General features: G+C 46.2%; 12 protein-coding genes, 1 tRNA gene and 1 pseudogene. 9 read left to right on the plus strand and 5 right to left on the minus strand.

Features of this window, described 5'->3' with window-relative positions; all coding sequences use genetic code 11:
• Window positions 1-268: 268 nt before the first annotated feature.
• A complete protein-coding gene (gene lptF / locus M988_RS02235) occupies window positions 269-1,369 on the plus strand; it encodes an LPS export ABC transporter permease LptF (RefSeq protein ID WP_008815346.1) in 1,101 nt (366 codons plus the stop codon).
• Window positions 1,369-2,439 (plus strand): LPS export ABC transporter permease LptG, encoded by a 1,071-nt coding sequence (lptG, locus tag M988_RS02240; RefSeq protein WP_004097246.1) that lies wholly within the window; start codon window positions 1,369-1,371, stop codon window positions 2,437-2,439. The genes lptF and lptG overlap by 1 nt, the downstream gene beginning before the upstream one ends.
• A 75-nt stretch (window positions 2,440-2,514) precedes the next feature.
• Here the strand turns inward: lptG and ampH are convergent, their stop codons facing one another.
• Window positions 2,515-3,666: a D-alanyl-D-alanine-carboxypeptidase/endopeptidase AmpH gene (gene ampH, locus M988_RS02245; protein WP_064572651.1), complete on the minus strand. Its 1,152-nt coding sequence runs from the start codon at window positions 3,664-3,666 to the stop codon at window positions 2,515-2,517.
• A gap of 326 nt (window positions 3,667-3,992) precedes the next feature.
• Between ampH and M988_RS02250 the strand changes: the two genes are divergently transcribed.
• Window positions 3,993-4,913 carry a L,D-transpeptidase family protein gene (locus M988_RS02250; protein ID WP_008815344.1) on the plus strand — a complete coding sequence of 307 codons (921 nt, stop codon included), beginning with the start codon at window positions 3,993-3,995 and terminating at the stop codon, window positions 4,911-4,913.
• A 55-nt stretch (window positions 4,914-4,968) separates the two neighbouring features.
• On the opposite strand, the gene M988_RS02255 is transcribed toward M988_RS02250, so the two are convergent.
• On the minus strand, window positions 4,969-5,376 hold the full coding sequence (locus M988_RS02255; RefSeq protein ID WP_064572653.1) for a DUF4440 domain-containing protein: 408 nt from the start codon (window positions 5,374-5,376) through the stop codon (window positions 4,969-4,971).
• 323 nt (window positions 5,377-5,699) lie between these two features.
• Here M988_RS02255 and M988_RS02260 point away from each other — a divergent pair.
• The 6 genes from M988_RS02260 (at window position 5,700) to M988_RS02285 (ending at window position 12,171) form a co-directional block, all read left to right on the plus strand.
• Window positions 5,700-5,784, plus strand: a tRNA-Leu gene (locus M988_RS02260).
• A gap of 186 nt (window positions 5,785-5,970) precedes the next feature.
• The gene (locus M988_RS02265) at window positions 5,971-7,236 is read left to right on the plus strand and encodes a tyrosine-type recombinase/integrase (protein WP_064572658.1); all 1,266 of its coding nucleotides are present in this window, start codon (window positions 5,971-5,973) and stop codon (window positions 7,234-7,236) included.
• A 215-nt stretch (window positions 7,237-7,451) separates the two neighbouring features.
• The gene (locus M988_RS02270; RefSeq protein WP_064572660.1) at window positions 7,452-8,327 is read left to right on the plus strand and encodes a phosphorothioated DNA-binding restriction endonuclease; all 876 of its coding nucleotides are present in this window, start codon (window positions 7,452-7,454) and stop codon (window positions 8,325-8,327) included.
• 115 nt (window positions 8,328-8,442) lie between these two features.
• Entirely contained in the window at window positions 8,443-9,207 is a 765-nt protein-coding gene (locus M988_RS02275; protein WP_156518149.1) for a hypothetical protein, read from the plus strand.
• Window positions 9,208-9,388: 181 nt separating this feature from the next.
• A complete protein-coding gene (locus tag M988_RS02280; RefSeq protein ID WP_064572666.1) occupies window positions 9,389-10,426 on the plus strand; it encodes an SIR2 family protein in 1,038 nt (345 codons plus the stop codon).
• Window positions 10,423-12,171, plus strand: coding sequence for an ATP-binding protein (locus M988_RS02285; protein ID WP_064572667.1), 1,749 nt, complete (start codon window positions 10,423-10,425; stop codon window positions 12,169-12,171). The genes M988_RS02280 and M988_RS02285 overlap by 4 nt, the downstream gene beginning before the upstream one ends.
• Before the next feature lie 464 nt (window positions 12,172-12,635).
• Here the strand turns inward: M988_RS02285 and M988_RS23230 are convergent.
• From M988_RS23230 to M988_RS02295, 3 genes and pseudogenes are all read right to left on the minus strand, one after another.
• Window positions 12,636-12,722: pseudogene (locus M988_RS23230) on the minus strand (hypothetical protein); the annotation flags it as partial.
• 50 nt (window positions 12,723-12,772) lie between these two features.
• Complete coding sequence (locus M988_RS02290) at window positions 12,773-15,229, minus strand: nuclease-related domain-containing DEAD/DEAH box helicase (RefSeq protein WP_064572668.1); 2,457 nt, start codon at window positions 15,227-15,229, stop codon at window positions 12,773-12,775.
• A gap of 45 nt (window positions 15,230-15,274) precedes the next feature.
• Window positions 15,275-18,409 carry a type I restriction endonuclease subunit R gene (locus tag M988_RS02295; protein WP_064572669.1) on the minus strand — a complete coding sequence of 1,045 codons (3,135 nt, stop codon included), beginning with the start codon at window positions 18,407-18,409 and terminating at the stop codon, window positions 15,275-15,277.
• Between the last annotated feature and the right edge of the window lie 12 nt (window positions 18,410-18,421).

Here is an 18,421-nt window from a genome sequence, read left to right on the forward strand (position 1 = left end):
AATCAGTTTACCTTTCTTATCGTTATGTTGTTGCTGTGTTCATTGTTTGCGACAACGATAACAAGTTTGGGTATACATCACAGGTAGTTGGCGATTCGCTCTCTACAGAGTGTCAGTTATAAGTGTGTTCCTATAGGTTACACTTGCGGCACATGCTGTAATGCTATTCTGATTGTAACCGCCGCCATAATCATCATAAAAATGGCGGGTTAGCGTAGAAATTATCTATTTTCCTGCAAAAAGACAAGTTTTCACAGGCGTAATAAGCGTGATCATCATTAGATATCTGGTACGGGAAACGTTTAAGAGTCAGATTGCTATCCTATTTATCCTGCTGCTGATCTTTTTTTGTCAAAAGATGGTGCGGATACTCGGTGCGGCAGTTGACGGCGAAATTCCGACAAACTTAGTGTTATCTCTCCTCGGGCTGGGTGTGCCTGAGATGGCCCAGCTTATTCTGCCTCTTAGCCTGTTCCTTGGGCTACTGATGACGCTGGGTAAACTTTATACTGAAAGTGAAATCGTGGTTATGCATGCCTGTGGCTTAGGCAAAGGTGTGCTGATTAAAACCGCGATGATTCTTGCCTTTATTACGGGCGCGTTTGCATTGGTTAACGCGTTTTGGGTGAGCCCATGGTCGTCATTCCACTCCGATGAAGTGATGGCGGAGGCCAAGGCCAACCCCGGTTTAGCATCCATGGTTGAAGGGCAGTTCCAGCCTTCAAAGGATGGCAACTATGTACTGTTTGTGGGCGATGTTAAGGGCAAAAAGTTCGAAAACGTCTTTTTAGCGCAATTGCGTCCTAATGGAACGCAACGCCCATCGGTCGTGGTGGCAGATACTGGCCATATGGAAGGGCGTCCTGATGGTTCCCAACAGGTGGTGCTCGATACCGGTACTCGCTATGAAGGGACCGCGTTGTTGCGTGACTTCCGTATTACCGATTTCGTTAACTATGAAGCGGTTATTGGGCATCAGGCTGTTGTTTTAAATCCAAGCAATGCCGATCAGGCGCCAATGCAGGCGCTGTGGGATTCCAACGAAAAAGACTTCCGCGCCGAGTTCCACTGGCGTATCACGTTGGTATTCTCTGTCTTTGTCATGGCGTTGATGGTCGTGCCTTTGAGCGTGGTTAACCCGCGACAAGGTCGAGTGTTGAGTATGCTGCCTGCAATGCTGCTGTATCTCATTTTCTTCCTGCTGCAAAGCTCTCTGCGCTCCAACGCTGCCAAAGGTAAGATTGATCCCTTTATCTGGGTATGGGTAGTGAACGGCTTCTATCTGCTGCTCGCGATTGCGTTGAACATTTGGGATACGCTGCCGATGCGTCGAATCCGTGCGCGAATGACTGGTAAAGGAGTCGCCTGATGCTAGGAGTATTAGACCGTTACATTGGGCGTACCATCTTCAGCACCATCATGGCAACGCTGTTTATGCTGGTGTCGTTATCGGGAATTATCAAATTCGTCGATCAGCTGCGCAAGGTTGGGCAGGGGGATTACTCCGCCGCTGGCGCAGGTCTTTACACTCTGTTAAGCGTGCCAAAGGATATTGAAGTCTTCTTTCCCATGGCCGCTCTGCTCGGGGCGCTGTTAGGTCTCGGGATGCTTGCACAACGTAGTGAGCTGGTGGTTATGCAGGCGGCTGGCTATACCCGCATGCAAATTGCCTCCTCAGTGATGAAAACCGCTATTCCGCTGGTTATTCTGACGATGGCGATTGGTGAGTGGGTTGCTCCACAAGGGGAGCAGGCTGCGCGTAACTATCGTGCTCAGCAGATGTATGGGGGATCATTGCTCTCTACGCAAACGGGGTTGTGGGCGAAAGATGGCACTGACTTTATCTTTATCCAGCGTGTTACAGGTGAGAAGAGTATTCAGGGCGTGAGTATTTATAGCTTTGACAATGAACGTCACTTGCAAAAATTACGCTATGCCAACTCTGCAACGTTTGAAGGCCACCAGTGGAAGCTATCGCAGGTTGAAGAATCTAACCTAACCGACAGCAAAAGGATCACAGGCTCACAGACGCTGAACGGCGTTTGGAAAACCAATCTGACCCCAGACAAATTGGGCGTCGTTGCCATGAGTCCTGACTCTCTTTCTATCAGCGGTCTGTATCATTACGTGAAGTATTTGAAGCAAAGTGGTCAGGAATCCTCGCGTTATCAGCTAAACATGTGGAGCAAGATTTTCGCTCCGCTGTCTGTTGCTGTAATGATGCTAATGGCACTCTCCTTTATCTTTGGTCCACTACGTAGTGTGCCTATGGGCGTAAGGGTGTTAACCGGCATTAGCTTTGGCTTCTTTTTCTACGTGCTCGATGAGATATTTGGACCACTAAGCTTGGTGTACAGCGTTCCACCTGTGTTGGGTGCGATACTACCGAGTCTGCTATTCTTGCTGATTAGTGTCTATATGCTGCTGAGAAAATCGTAGTCTTCTTCTATGCAGTATGAGATAAAAAACGGGCCCTGATAGGCCCGTTTTTTTATTGGTTGAAACTGACGCAGTTCACTGGTTTTTCTGGGCTAATTCACTCACAAGTTGATTAACGCCATCGCTCATATTTGTAAACTTGCTGAGCTCGGTACGAGCCACCACAACAAACACACCGACATTTTTCTCTGGTATCAGCGCCATATAGGTAATGAATCCGCCGCCGCCGCCGGTTTTTTGAATTATTCCCGGTAAACCATTTTGCGGTGCCATATAAACCCAACCGAGCCCTAACGCTGCGGCTTTGCCAGGAACATCCATACCTTTAATCATCGTCAGTTTTTCTCGCTGGTAATACATTTTCAGCAACTGCTGTGCATAGGGGCTGCGTGGCTGCGTGGCTGACGATAGAAACTGTTGCATCCAACGCTGCATATCTTCCGGGGTGGAATAAATCCCACCGCTACCGATGGCGGCAAGGCTATTTTGGCATGGGCTGGCGCCGCGAGCGGGTACGATCATCCGCGAGCATTGCTCTGGGGACGGCGTGTAGGTGGTATCTTTCATACCGAGTGGTTGAGTGACTTTCTCTTTCAATAAACTCGGATAGGATTTTCCCGTGGCTTGAGCGAGAGCGTCCGCTAGCAGGTCAAAAGCCAGATTGGAATATGATGCGCGTACGCCCGGTGGCACGGTTATCTTGGCACTTTTCAACCATTGCCAACGATCAGATTTGGTTGGCCACGTAAAGACATCGCGATGGGGGGCTCCTCCTGGTTGTTCACGAGGGAGTCCGCTGGTATGAGATGCTAAATTCATTAGGACGATAGGCTGATTGGCACTATAGGAAGGCACCCGCATACCCTTGGGGGCATATTTCCTTAAGGGGTCATACAGACTGACTTTCCTTTCATCCGCCAGTTTCACGAGGACTTCGCTGGTCATCAGCTTAGTGAGCGATGCGATACGGATGAGCGAGTCTTTACGCGGACGAATATCGTTCCCAGGACGGGTTTCACCAAAGCTTCTAAACACCTGTTGATTGTTATCAATGGCCACTAAAGCCATCGCAGCAGCACCGCTGTTATAGAAAATGTGCTCGGCGTAACCGTCAACAACCTGCGAGGCTAAGGGCTCAGGTTGTTGGGCAAAGGCACTAATTGGTGTTAGCGCACAGGCGACAGCCAGCAGTGTCGCAGGGAAAAATTTCAACACGCGTTTATCCATTTTTTCAGGCAATAGGTTTGGTCAGATTTTTTAGTGGGGACATATTAATGCTAACAAGTTTGGTCGCAGAGCAGAATTCATTGATTTTTTGTAAATAAAACCAAACGCCACATATCGAAACAAAAATGGTTGTGATCTAGCTCACGGGCAGCGCTAATCTTAAGATATGCACAGTTTGGTTTAGTGATGGAAAAATACGTTGTTGTGAAGATACACACGAATGTTTTCCTCTTTTGCGTTTGTGCACATATAATGCGCATCCAGTCTTCTCTGACTAACATTGACAACCGCCTGCGCGCGGTCTAGCACTCAACAGGAATATAAACATGAAAATGAGTATCCGTGCGCTCTTCACGGTGCTTCTGGCAGCAACTGCTTGTATGCAGTCCGCATTTGCCGTTGTATACCCTTTACCTGCGAATAATAGCCGCTTGATCGGTGAGAATATCCAAGTAAAAGTTCCAGATGACAGCAAACTGCCTCTGGAGCACTTTGCCGCTCAGTATCAGATGGGCCTGAGTAACATGCTGGAAGCTAACCCAGGAGTGGATACCTATCTGCCGAAACCGGGTATGACGCTGACTATTCCGCACCAGCTGATCCTGCCAAATGCTCCGCGTGAAGGCATCATCATCAACAGTGCAGAGATGCGTCTGTATTACTATCCAAAAGGCTCTAAAACCGTTGTAGTGCTGCCGATTGGGATTGGTGAACTAGGTCGCGATACGCCAATGAACTGGGTAACCTCTGTTCAACGTAAGAAAGCGGGCCCAACGTGGACGCCGACCAAAAAAATGCATGAAGAGTACGCTGCCAATGGTGAGATTCTTCCACAGGTATTCCCAGCAGGCCCTGACAACCCAATGGGGCTTTATGCGCTATATATCGGTCGTTTGTATGCCGTTCACGGTACTAACGCCAACTTTGGTATCGGCCTGCGCGTAAGCCACGGCTGTGTGCGTCTGCGTGATGACGATATCAAATACCTGTTTGACAACGTGCCCGTCGGAACCCGTTTACAGTTTATCAATGAGCCTGTAAAAGCGACCGTTGAGCCCGATGGTTCTCGTTACATCGAGGTACACAACCCGCTGTCGACGACAGAGCAACAGTTCAATTCTGATGCGCCTGTGCCAGTGGTATTAACCGATGCGATTAATAAAGTGATTGCAGATCCAAGCGTTCAAACTAGCGCAGTTGATAATGCCATTGCAGCACGCTCTGGTATGCCAATCAAAATCAACTAATTAACGCCGGTTGATTAAAAACGAAAGGCGGGATATCTCCCGCCTTTTTTACGTCTTAAGTCCCGCTATTGGCCTTAGTTTCATGCAGATGCCGCCACAGAACTTTCCCCTGAAGATCTTTCTCAAACACCACCGTTGAGTATCTCAGCGATGCCGCCTGATCTGGCAATGACTGCTGCTCTTGATAGCTGAGCACCGCACCGTTTTCCCATTCACTGATAATTTCTATCGCCGACACTTCAATCTTAAGCCCCTGCTTAGCACCGCCATTAGCCTGAAAGAATGCACACAGCGCGGAGTAGCTTAACGCGTGGCCGCTGACGCCAACCATGGTGAAGCTAGGACTAAAGTGCGACAGCAAGCGCTCACAGACATCAGCCTCCACAGGAGTATTTGCAAACCACTGCTGAATCAACTCATGTGACTCAATTACTTCAACAATATAAGGATTATTAGATGACATAAATTTTCCCGATGAGGAGGGCACTACACAATGAATTAAAGCTAATGTGGAGTGAGCTTATCGCAACTCACGCCATCCGCCAGAAAAAGCGATAATTTATCCTTACGCTGACATTTAAGAAAACGGATATCGGCTTTGAACGAGTGCAAAACACGCCACAAGAACGTAATGGTGATGACATATCGATGATAAAATATGCAATAACGCGCTTTCTCTCGCATCTTCGCCGTTTTTTTGGTCACTTAAACAATTGAATGCAGGATAAGTATTGCGTGAGGTTCGTGGCTAGGTATAATGCACACGTTTTCCGCATACCTCTTCGTGCCGAAGTGGCGAAATCGGTAGACGCAGTTGATTCAAAATCAACCGTTGAAAGACGTGCCGGTTCGAGTCCGGCCTTCGGCACCATAAGTATGTAAATAGACCTCAACTGAGGTCTTTTTTTATGTCTAAAATCCAGCATTTACCTACCTTTCTCGCTATATTAACTCTCTCAAGGTCAACCGACTTCAACGTACATCTACCAACACATGTTGGTACAGATGATGGTATCTCCGGTTCGATAATGCTTGTACCAACAGGGAGGGCATAAGCATGGCTCTAACAGATATCAAAGTCAGAACAGCCAAGCCAACGGATAAGCAATATAAGCTGACCGATGGCAACGGTATGCATCTTCTCGTCCACCCAAATGGTTCAAGATACTGGCGTTTGCAGTACCGCTTTGGCGGGAAGCAAAAGATGCTGGCTTTAGGCGTTTATCCTGATGTGTCTCTTGCGGATGCCAGAGCTCGTCGTGATGATGCTCGCAAGCTGTTGGCAAACGGCATCGACCCGGGAGACAAAAAGAAAAATGATAAGGTTGAACAGGAAGAAGCGCGCACCTTTGAGGAGCTTGCTGTTGAGTGGCACGCCACAAATAAAAAGTGGTCGGAAGAACATAGCCGACGAGTGCTCAAAAGCCTGGAGGACAACCTCTTTCCTGCCATTGGTAAACGCAACATTGCCGAGCTAAAAACGCGGGATTTGCTAGCTCCTATAAAAGCCGTAGAACTTTCTGGACGACTTGAAGTGGCTTCCCGTCTGCAACAGCGAACCACGGCAATAATGCGTTATGCCGTACAGAGCGGTTTGCTCGACTACAATCCCGCGCAGGAGATGGTTGGTGCCGTTGCTTCAGGTAACCGGCAACATCGACCAGCACTTGAATTGAAACGGACTCCCGAGCTGCTTCAGCGCATAGGCAGCTATACCGGTAGACCGCTGACTCGCCTTGCCGTTGAGCTAACTCTTCTTGTCTTCATTCGTTCCAGTGAATTGCGTTTTGCTCGCTGGTCTGAGATCGATTTCGAAACATCTATGTGGACGATTCCTGCGGAGCGAGAAGCTATTGAGGGAGTAAAGCACTCACAGCGTGGCTCAAAAATGCGTACACCTCATCTGGTACCACTTTCCCGACAAGCTCTGGCGATTCTTGAGCAGATAAAAACGTTCAGCGGTGATCATGAACTGATCTTTATTGGCGATCATAACCCTCGCAAACCGATGAGTGAAAACACAGTTAACAAGTCATTGCGAGTAATGGGATATGACACACAAATTGAAGTGTGCGGCCACGGTTTCAGGACCATGGCATGTAGTTCGTTGATTGAGTCAGGATTGTGGTCGAGGGATGCCGTAGAACGACAGATGAGCCATATGGAGCGTAACTCTGTGCGTGCGGCTTACATTCACAAAGCCGAGCATCTTGATGAGCGCAAACTGATGCTGCAGTGGTGGGCTGATTTTCTGGATGCTAATAGAGAGAAGGCGGTGAGTCCGTTTGATTTTGGGAAGATCAATGGGGGTAATGTTGAGTGAATTGAATGCCTTTATTTCTCGGCTGATGTTTAATTAAAATGACCAACCAGCCCTTATCGGGCTGGTTGGTCGTTGTATTTTTTACCGTTGTTATCAGAATTCCATCTGCCAGGTAAAGAGTCGACAGACAAAAAAAGATGTCTGCAATAATGCCTTGAACGTACATAAAGTAGCGAGCATCATCGCAAATATGTGCTCATGGATTTTTCAACGTAATGACCTCTGACAAAACGCTAAAGCAAGCGATATCAAATATTACTATCTGGCGCAAAGGCGAACAGCGTGCGCCACATAAGCCATTATTGCTGCTGCACGTCCTCTCACGCTATCGGCAGGGTCATGATCGCCTGTTTAACTATGGTTCTGAAATCTACGAGCCCCTGTTGGACCTTCTGGAACGTTATGGACCGCAGCGCCGTGACCAGCGTCCGGACATGCCGTTCTGGCGTCTGAAGGGCGATGGCTTCTGGGAACTACAAAACGCGGAACTTTGCTCAACCAATGGTAGCCGCCAGCCGCCCCGACGTGAGCTCATTGAATATAATGTCGCGGGTGGATTTGATGCCAATAATTTTGCGTTGGTGGCAAAAAATCACAGGTTAATTGATACGCTGGCGCAGCAGCTTCTGGAGGCGCATTTCCCGGCCAGTATTCAGGAAGACATCGCTGACGAGATGGGTTTTGATATTCGGACCTCTCTCCGTCAACGCGATCCGAAGTTCCGCCAGATGGTGCTACGTGCTTACAATTATCAGTGCGCGATCTGCGGCTTCAACATGCGCCACGACAATGCGCCGATTGCTCTGGAAGCAGCCCATATCAGATGGAAGCAGCATAATGGCCCCTGTGAAGTATCTAATGGACTGGCGTTGTGTGCGATCCATCATAAAGCGTTTGATCGTGGTTCGATTGGGTTGGATGAAAATATGCGCGTGAAAGTTTCAGGCGCGGTAAATGGTGGTGGGGTGGTACAGCGGCTGTTCTGGGATTTTGCGGGAAAGGCGATTGCGTTGCCATCGGTTAAAGAAAATTATCCGGGCGAGCAGTTTGTGGAATGGCACAGGAAAGAGGTGTTTAGAGGTGAGCATTGATCTGAGGTAGGGCAGGTATTTTGCATGTGGTATACAAACTATTCAGCCGTATTAGCTCAGATTTGACCTGACACATCTATTGCATAGAGCCAAACCTAATCTGACAGGCCGTTCTGTGTCAGAAGCGGTCATTACTAGTCTATGTTGCAATAATTCTTTGGGGCAGGTCACCCCATCATTAGCCCTTATCGTTGCCGTTGGTGCAGGGCTTATCACTCTCAAGGACGCAAAGGAAGTGATCTGGTCTTGGTTCTCATCTGAAGAGAATATGTCGGTTATACAGGCACGGTTACAACCCTTCCGCATTAAGCCAGATATCAAAGAAGGACAAGACGAGGTGTTCCTGATGATGGAGATCAGGAATTACGATACATCACCTCTGATGATTGTCTCTGCTGATGTTGACGGTAGCGGTAATAAGCTTGTTACCAAGGGCAAAGCAGGCTGGCAGTCTCGTTGTACCTTCAGCTCTGATGCGAACCGAAACGAACCTCTGACTGTTAGACTTGGACAAACCGTATGGGCAATGGTAGGGAATGCCGTACTCCTGAAGGGACTGAATGACCTGATGAATGGTCTTGAGTTGAAAAACCTACATAACTTCGAACCTGATGCCGGTGTTGGAATCTACGAGGTCGGTTTTGTAGATATCCTGAATGCAGCCTTGGAGAAGAAATACGGGAAGAATGCTGAGATTGTGGCTAGCCTTTATACAGGGCCGGATAAGAACAAGCACACCTTCTCTTTCCCCCTGAATCAAGGCAAAGATTTCTTTTCCAAGGATGGGAGCCTCCAACACGATTGGCTCTTGGCGAAATGGATCAAACCAGGCTACAAAACCTATCTCCAGTTAAGCAAGGACTGCGAATCAAAGTTGTGATGGAGATATAAGAGCCCTCTTTTTCAAAAGGTTAAAATGAGAGCCCTATATCTGATTATCGAACCTTAGTTAATAGAAAGTCGTTTTTGTTGGCCGAAAATTATAAGGCTTAGTTAATTTACCTATTGTTTGTAAATTGCCTACCCCCACGAATTAAGTGCTGCATCTACGGAGAGAGCAAGTGGAACTGAATGATTTAAAAAAACGACTTCAACAGCATCTAGGTGATGGCCTAGTTCTAATCGTTGGTTCAGGGTTATCTTGCGCAGAAGGAGTTCCTGGAATGGGAAAACTCGGGGACCATCTGATCGCCCATGTCGCAGACAATCTTTCCCCTGATGACTTGAAACTCTGGAATGAGATCCACCCCTCGATCGGAACTGATGGTTTAGAAGCGGCCTTGCTCAAACGAGCCCCGACACCAGCCCTTGAAGCAATCATTGTCAAATCTACCGGGGAATACATAGCAGCAGCCGAAGCAGCTATTATCTCTGAGGTGTTTAAAAACGAGAAAACACTTCGGCTTACAATGTTACTTCCTCATTTATTAAAACCAGATAAAGGCATACCCATTGTTACAACTAACTATGACCGCTTAGTTGAGCTTGCCTGTGAAGAAGCTGGATTAGGAGTTGATACGATGTTCAGCGGGTATTTTGCTGCTCGTCTAGTGCCTCTTGATAGCCACTGGGGCTTTTGCCGCGGAGCCAAACTTGTTGGTAAGCATGTGCGATATAAGTTCACACCAAAAGTGAACGTTTTCAAGCCGCATGGCAGTCTGGACTGGTATCACCGTAAAGGGAACCCGGTGCGATATACAGGAGATCTTCCTCTTCCTCGTCTAATTATTACACCTGGCTTGAATAAATTCAGGAGCGGCTACGATAGTCCCTTTGACAAACACAGGGAAAAAGCTAATGACGCAATTGATAAAGCCAGTCGTTTCTTAATCATCGGTTATGGCTTTAATGATGATCATTTGGAAACACATCTGACTCCTTGTATTCGGTCAGGAGTCAGAACTGTCATTTTGACGCATACACTTTCTGCAAAAGCTAAAGAAATAGCTAAGTTAAACAAGAATGTAATTGCAGCGGAGTTTCATAACGATGCAGGAACTGCCGGTGCGCGCTTCATCGTCGATGGTAGTGAGATATTTTACCCTGGTGTTGATTACTGGGATCTTAAAGGATTCGTAGAAGGAGTCTTATCTGCATGACCAGTCCTGCTCTTAAATTTACAGAAAACGAACAAATAGGCCGTGTGGCTGGAGTAGATACCAGCCGTGTGGCTATTGATGTCACCAACTCAGAAATGCTGACACGTGTTGGAATTGGACAGCTTATAGCAATAAAAGGAGCAACACAGGCCGAATTCCTGATTGGAATGACAGATCGCGTTACTCGCTCACTACGAGAAGAACTACCTGACCCAGAAGAGGATGAGTCAGGGATGTTAACCGTATCACCGTCAGACCATATGCAGGCTTTCGTCATTGGCACTTATAGAACTGTTGATGGAGATAAAACGGACATTTTCAAACGAGGTGCCGATAGTTTTCCTCAGATCGATCGCGAATGCTTTGTGATAGAAGGTGTTAATCTTCAGCGTTTTATGGGCATACTCGGTGCCGGTTTACCCAACGAAGAACGCCTTAAACTAGGTACTTTCGTGGCGGATCGGAGTGCTGAGGCTATTGCTAGTGGGGATAGATTTTTCCAGAGGCATGCGGCCATCCTGGGAAGTACTGGTTCAGGTAAGAGTTGGGCTGTAGCCCTAATACTAGAGCGAGCAGCTAAGCTTAAATATCCGAATATCGTTGTGTTCGATATGCATGGTGAGTACGCCACACTTGCTGACAAAACCAAAGGAGGTTACGCACAACGATTCCGTATCGCCGGACCAGGAGACCTTACTGTACCTAAAGATGATGCACTATTTCTGCCGTATTGGTTACTGAATCGAGATGAAATGTTGTCGATGATTCTTGACCGTAGCGATCAGAATGCACCAAACCAGGCCTCTCGTTTCACTCTTCATGTTCGGGATCTCAAAGGCGCAACTCTGGACTTATCTGGTAAGCCGAAAGTCAAAGAGACATTCACTGTAGACTCACCAATACCTTACGCTATTTCTGATTTAGTTGCTCTTTTAACCAAGGATAATATAACGAAGGGTGTCGGGAAAAACGGAGCTGCTGTAAAAGGGGACTGGGAAGACAAGCTGACACGTTTTCTTTCTAGGCTGGAAGCAAAACTTGATGATCGCCGATATGGTTTTATGTTTTCCCCACCTCCTGAAGCTCTCGATTATGGATGGCTTGCCAAACAGATTATAAAACTACTTCGAGCTGATTCTGGTAATGGTATTAAAATTATCGATTTCTCTGAAGTTCCTGCTGATGTCCTGCCAGTAGTGACAGGAACGTTAGCCCGCCTACTCTATGATATTCAGTTCTGGATGAACGCAAATTCTCGTACGCCAATCACTTTACTTTGCGATGAAGCACATCTTTATCTTCCTGTAAAAGATGACGCCGATTCAGTTCAAAGACAGGCGCTATGGTCCTTTGAACGCATTGCAAAAGAGGGGCGTAAATATGGTTTCTCACTATTAGTTGTAAGTCAGAGGCCATCAGATGTAAGCCGAACAATCCTTTCCCAATGTAACAACTTCCTCGCTCTCAGGCTAACAAATGACAGCGATCAAAATGTTATCAAGAGACTTATGCCTGATTCCCTCGCAGGTCTAACAGCTATGCTTCCACTTTTAGATACAGGTGAGGCTTTGTTGCTTGGGGATGCGGTTCTTCTACCAACACGCATTAAACTTGACCAACCGCAGGTAAAACCCGACAGCGCCACCCGAGATTTCTGGAGAGAATGGGGTTCTCTTAACCCTGATCTAGGCTTATTAGAGGCGGCTGTTGAATGTTTAAGAAGCCAGTCAAGAATTAATAAATAACGCAGGGCTCGACGAGTATAAATACTCGTCGAGCCCTTTTTAGAGCATATTTATTTTATTTGAGAAAAATTTTAATTGTCGAAAAGTGAATCTGGTAGGCCTGAATCTACCAGCCCAGCGAGTGGTCCATGTACTCGAACAGATAGCGGTAAACCTTGGCTAACCGATAATGCTAGACATGTAAAATGGGCTGGATTTTATCTTTCTGACGCTGGCTGAATTGACAGATATACATATGTAATTATCCCGGCAAAGCGAACCATTCACTTTAACAGATATGTCAATTTCCGCTCCTCGCTCGAAGCAGACCGTCAGGTTTGCTTGTGTGCTACCGGTGAAAACAGCCAAGTCAATTTTGAGCTAATACAATTCAGTCTTAATGACTAAGTGGTTTGTCAGCGACAATACATGATGTTTCACATTAGGCAAGTTAGGAGTTACTGTCATAAGGAATTTACAGTCACGATCAAATGCACATACTGATCTTCAAAGAAAATGTGTGGCTTAAGCACCTTCAGAACTTTTGTATTCTCTACACCGTCGTGAAAAAAGCCTCATAAACATATCCATCCTAACCTTAAATAGGGTTATATAAGAGTTCTTAGTCGTCAATAGGTGAATATTTCCCTTTTCCAACTTTAATAAGATGCTTTTTATTGTAGCAAGTTGACAGTGCACAGGCTAAAGCATTCCTTAATTCAGAGCGATCCAATTGCTCAAGATGAATATAGCGTTTACGTAGTGCATCTGTTATCTCATCCAATACTAGTGTTTTATTCGGTGGTAATAATGCAACCCAAGCCTGTATAAAAGCTAATGCACTTCTGTAGAGAAGCTTTCCGCCAGGTAATGATTCGCTTAGTACTTTATTTCTATATGGCTTTTCAAATGCCACTCTTCGGGCAATAGCTGCCGCTAACGGTATGGGTAATAATCGTCTCTTTTCTTTTTGAACAGCTGAATTAAAATTATTCTGAGAGATTGTTAAATCAAACTCGCGAATTTTATTAATTTCATATCTGGTTGGTGACGACTCTTCAGTTTTTTTATTGCAAAGCAAACAATTATTCTCAGAATCAAAAGGTATCATCTTTTCACACATGGCACAATTTTTTATTGATAAATTTGTCCCTGCGCCTAATGTGTTTAATTCGAATTGTTGATTTGTAATGTAATAAACAACTCTTCGTGAAGTTCCAAACCAATATAAAATTGGCCAAGTATAATGAGAATATAAAAAATCAATCCACGTTTCCGTTGAGGAATTTTCTTCATCAAACTCAATAAGCCAAGAAGAAAGGTTTTTTGACCATGCTAATTTTACAGTGTTTAGTTTCAGATCCCCTTCGCTGAAAAAATCAGCCATAAGAACTTTGGAGGATGAGTTATGTTTTGCTTCATTAATTGCTCTCTGGATTTCCTCTCTATTAATTAGTTTATGCAGAAAATTATTATTTTCTCTCCATGCTAATTTCTCCGAATCATAAATTGCAATGAAGGCTGTTGTTGCTCTTGAATAAGCGCAAAATAATTGAGCATCCTCCATGTTTTCGGAATCCAGTGTAATGACAACAGGTGATTCCATACCACGAAAACGAGATACAGTTTCAATATTTATATCAAAAGTTTTCATGTCTTTCTGGAGGAAGTTTTTCACTAAATCCGTAGGGACAAGGACGGTAATCTCATCAGATGGCACAGAACTTTCTTTCAGTCGTAAGATTTCATTAAGCAATGTGGAAAGTGGATCGATAACAACTAATTCTTTTAACGTATCGGGTTCGTTATTTCTGGGGGACGTAATTTGATATGATGAAGGCCTGATAGCCATTAAATAATCAGTAACGGCTTTAGGACATCTTAACACAATAGTTAAGCTGAAGGAAAATTGGGAATTAATTATCCGTTGAAGATCAATGTGATTCGTCCCTTTTTCAAAAGAGAACGTTTGGGTTTCATCACAAAATGCAATAATTCTTTTATTTTCAAACCAACAAAATAAGGTTTCCAACCACGAAGAATGTAACGCCTGTGCTTCGTCAATAATTAAAGCATCATAATCCTTTAGTTTGTTTTTCTTTAATGCACTAAGCAAATCCTCGCAGCATCCTGATTCAAACCAGCCTGTTGGAGACTCGGGAGGCAGGGCTAATCTATTACGAGCCTGATGACATAGTTTGTGCCAGGTAAAAACGTCGCATAATGAAACTGGAGTTTGTTGTCGAATGTATTCAGAAAGACGGTTATTGAAAGTAATAAATAAAACTTTTTTTTGTTCTTTAACCAATCGCCTGGCAAATTCAATCCCAATCAAAGTCTTTCCTGTTCCTGGCCATCCAGTTACAACAAATCGTTGATATTCTGACAGGAGTTCAATGACCTTAATTTGTTCATGTGTGAGTCTTAACCAGAGTTGATTATCATAAACAATTCGGGTTCCCCAGTCAGGCGTACCATCAAATTGCGGGCATATAGATTTTATTATTAATTGAAGTCGTTCACTTCCTAAATCATTATTTCCTAATGCAGATTTCCAGTATTGCATTATCTCAATAGTGTACTTTGCAATTTCCGGGAGTTGGCTTTTATCAACGAATATTTTTCTAAATGGTCTTACAGACGCATCAACCATTGCTGTATTTATAACTTTATTATCGAAATGGCTATCAGGAAAAATAAAACCATACCCAATACGCAACCGCAACGTTGTTGCTCCCCCTAACCAACGGGCTAATCCATGGACATTGTTACGAGTTTGCTTCACGACATCGACATTATTATTTGTTTTGAGATGTACAAAAATAGGGCCATCTACGCGATATATCCCACTTTTTACCTCTAACGCTAAAACACCATAAATACGATGGAGAACAAGAAAATCTATTTCTCCACTTGGAGGTAGTTTCATACCCAAATGCCGGGCCGCCGAACTCAACCACGGGAGACTATGAATCACGGTGAAATCATCGGACAGCCCTTCTTTTAACAGGGCATAGACCGTTTTTTCTCCATAACTATCATTATCAATGGGTCCGAAGGCCGGAATCATTTTGGCCATACTAGTATTTCCTTATAACATGCTCCTGACAGAAATTTTCACTTGTTACATCGTCCAATGATTCGAAATAACTTCCGCTTGTTTTAATATTAACTCCACCGCACCCGGCGTTTTATCTGGCGGGTACTTATACCGACGCAGAGTCTGGCGAACCAGGATACGCAACCTTGCACGAACGCTTTCCCGTACCTGCCAGTCAACGGTAGTGGATTGCCGCAGCTTCAGCGTCACTTCTATCGCCAGTTTCTTAAGTACCTCATCCCCTAACTCTCGGACGGCGCTTTCGTTTTCTGCCAGTGCGTCGTAGAAGGCGATCTCGTCAGGATTCAGGCCCAGCGCATCATCACGCGCCATTGCGGACTGAAAATCCTTCGCCATCTGGATCAGCTCTTCAATCACCTGTGCCGTCTCAATAGCCCGGTTGTTATATTTAATTAACACCGCCTGAAGACGTTCCGAATACTTCTTCTCCTGCACCACGTTATTTTTTTTGCGGGACTGGATACCATCATTAATCAGTTTTTCCAGCAACTCTACCGCCAGGTTGCGATACGGCATATCGTGGACTTCCTGCAAAAACTCATCAGAAAGTAAGCCAATATTGGGTTTATCCAGCCCGGCCAGTGTGAAAATATCATCCACGCCATTAGCAATTACGGCATTATCCAGAATCTGTTTCAGCGCGGAGTTTTTCTCGGCCTGGCTTATTTTTTTGTCCACACTGGTAAATTTGCTGATAGCGGCTTTTACCGCAGACAAGAAAGCAATCTCCAGTTTATAAGACTGTGCTGCATCCAGCGTACAGCAAAGCGACCAGGCTTTAGTAATTGCCAATACGTTATCGAGAAAACGCTTCTTACCGTCTTCAAGGCCGAGCACGTAGTTTGCAACAGGCACCAACAGCTTTTGTGCGTGAGCTTCAAAGCCGGTGTAGTCAAAACCCGCTGACGTTGCTGTTTTGGCAAACATACCGTGGATGATGTCCAGCTTTTCCAGCATAATTGCCAGCGCTTCTTCGGCATTAATGGTCGCATCGCCTTTACCGTTTGCATCGGTATAGGTTTTCAGTGCCAGTTTCAGTTCATTGGCGATTCCGATGTAATCAACCACCAGCCCGCCGGGTTTATCTTTAAATACCCGGTTGACGCGGGCAATGGCCTGCATCAGGTTATGTCCGCGCATTGGCTTGTCGATATACATAGTGTTACAGCAGGGGGCGTCGAAGCCGGTCAGCCACATATCGCGCACGATAACCAGCTTCAGCGGATCGTTCATATTCTTGAAGCGGGACTCCAGCCGTTTTTTAGTTCGTTTGTTGTAGATATGCGGTTGCAGCATAGCCTTATCAGATGCCGTACCGGTCATCACGATTTTGATTTGCCCCTTTTCAGGATCGTCATTGTGCCACTCCGGGCGCAGCGCGATAATTTCATCGTAAAGATGGACGCAGATTTCACGGCTCATCGCGACAATCATCGCCTTGCCGTCCATTACGGTATTGCGCTTCTCAAAGTGAGAAATCAGATCGGCGGCAACCTGCTGGAGACGAGGTTTAGCCCCAACCAGTTTCTCCAGACGGCTCCATTCACCTTTGGTTTTTTCACGCAGGTCCAACTCATCATCTTCAATCAGTTCATCAACCTGATCGGAGAGCGCCGCCAGTTCTTCATGATTGAGATCGAGTTTCGCCAGCCGGGATTCGTAGTGAATAGGCACTGTTGCGCCATCGTCCACCGCATCCTGAATATCGTAAATCGAGACGTAATCGCCAAATACAGCGCGGGTATCGCGATCCTCTGCCGAAACCGGTGTTCCAGTAAATCCCAGAAACGAGGCGTTGGGCAGCGCGTCACGCATATGTTTAGCGTAACCGTATTTATAGACGCCGGTTTCCCGATCCAGATTGGCCTTCATGCCGTACTGGCTGCGGTGTGCTTCATCGGAAATAACCACGATATTACTGCGCCCATTGAGTATCGGATGGGCGTTTTCCCCTTCTTCCGGGGAGAACTTTTGCACGGTAGTGAAGATAATGCCGCCTGCATCGCGAGTTGCAAGCAGTTCCCGCAGTGTTTCGCGGTCCTCCGCCTGCACTGGCATCTGTTTGAGCAGTTCCTGCGCCTGGCAGAATGTGCCGTAAAGCTGGCCGTCCAGATCGTTACGATCGGTCACGACCACAATCGTTGGGTTGCCCATCTCCGGTTGTTGTAGCAGTTTGCCGACATAACAACACATGGAGATGCTTTTACCAGAACCCTGCGTATGCCAGACCACCCCCGCCTTCTTACTGCCTGGCTGAATGTTGCTGTGCAGGGCCAGTTGCTTACCGGTAGCAGCGACGATCGTCGCCTGCACGGCTTCACGCACCGCGTGGAACTGGTGATAACCGGCTATTTTTTTAATTAGCCTTTCATCGTTGTTCTCGAACAGGACGAAGTAGCGGATATAGTCGAGCAGCAGTTCCCGGTTAAAGAACCCCCGCACCATAGTTTCCAGTTGCCATTCCAGCAGAGGCTTATCATTTTCATTACTGATGGTCTTCCACGGCATAAAACGTTCTTCCGTGGCCGTCAGAGAACCCACACGTGCCAGATAGCCATCGCTGACAACCAGCGCTTCATTGCTGATAAACAGATCGCGGATTTCATCTTTATAGGTCTGTAACTGGTGGTAGGCATCCCAGATATCTACTTTGTCGTCGATGGGGCTTTTCAGCTCCACCACCGCCAGCGGCAGTCCGTTAATAAAGCAGATGATATCCGGGCGACGAGGCTGTTTCGTCCCGCTGATGGTCATTTGATTGACCACCATAAAACGGTTGTTTTGCGGCTGGTTAAAATCCACCAGCAGAGCGTGATCGTGGATAAGTTCTTCGTCGCGGCGGTATTGTACCGGAACCCCTTCCAGCAGCCAGTGATGGAAGGCTTTGTTACTGGCAATCAGATCAGGGCTTTCAGCGCGAGTAATACGGGAGATAACCTGTTCGAAGACGTCTGCGGGCAGATGCGGGTTGATTTTTTGCAGGCAGGAGGTTAACACGGGCGTCAGGAACACATCATGATAGCTGGCGCGTTGCGGGTTACTACCATCAGGGGCAATATCCGGCCCGTGATGAATTTCCCAGCCTTGTTCGGCAAACCAGCCCAGGCAAAGCTGTTCTAAGTCGTCTTCGGTTAGCATCGGTAACGTCCT

Origin of the sequence: Hafnia paralvei ATCC 29927, from assembly GCF_001655005.1 — a bacterium.
Lineage (GTDB): Bacteria > Pseudomonadota > Gammaproteobacteria > Enterobacterales > Enterobacteriaceae > Hafnia > Hafnia paralvei.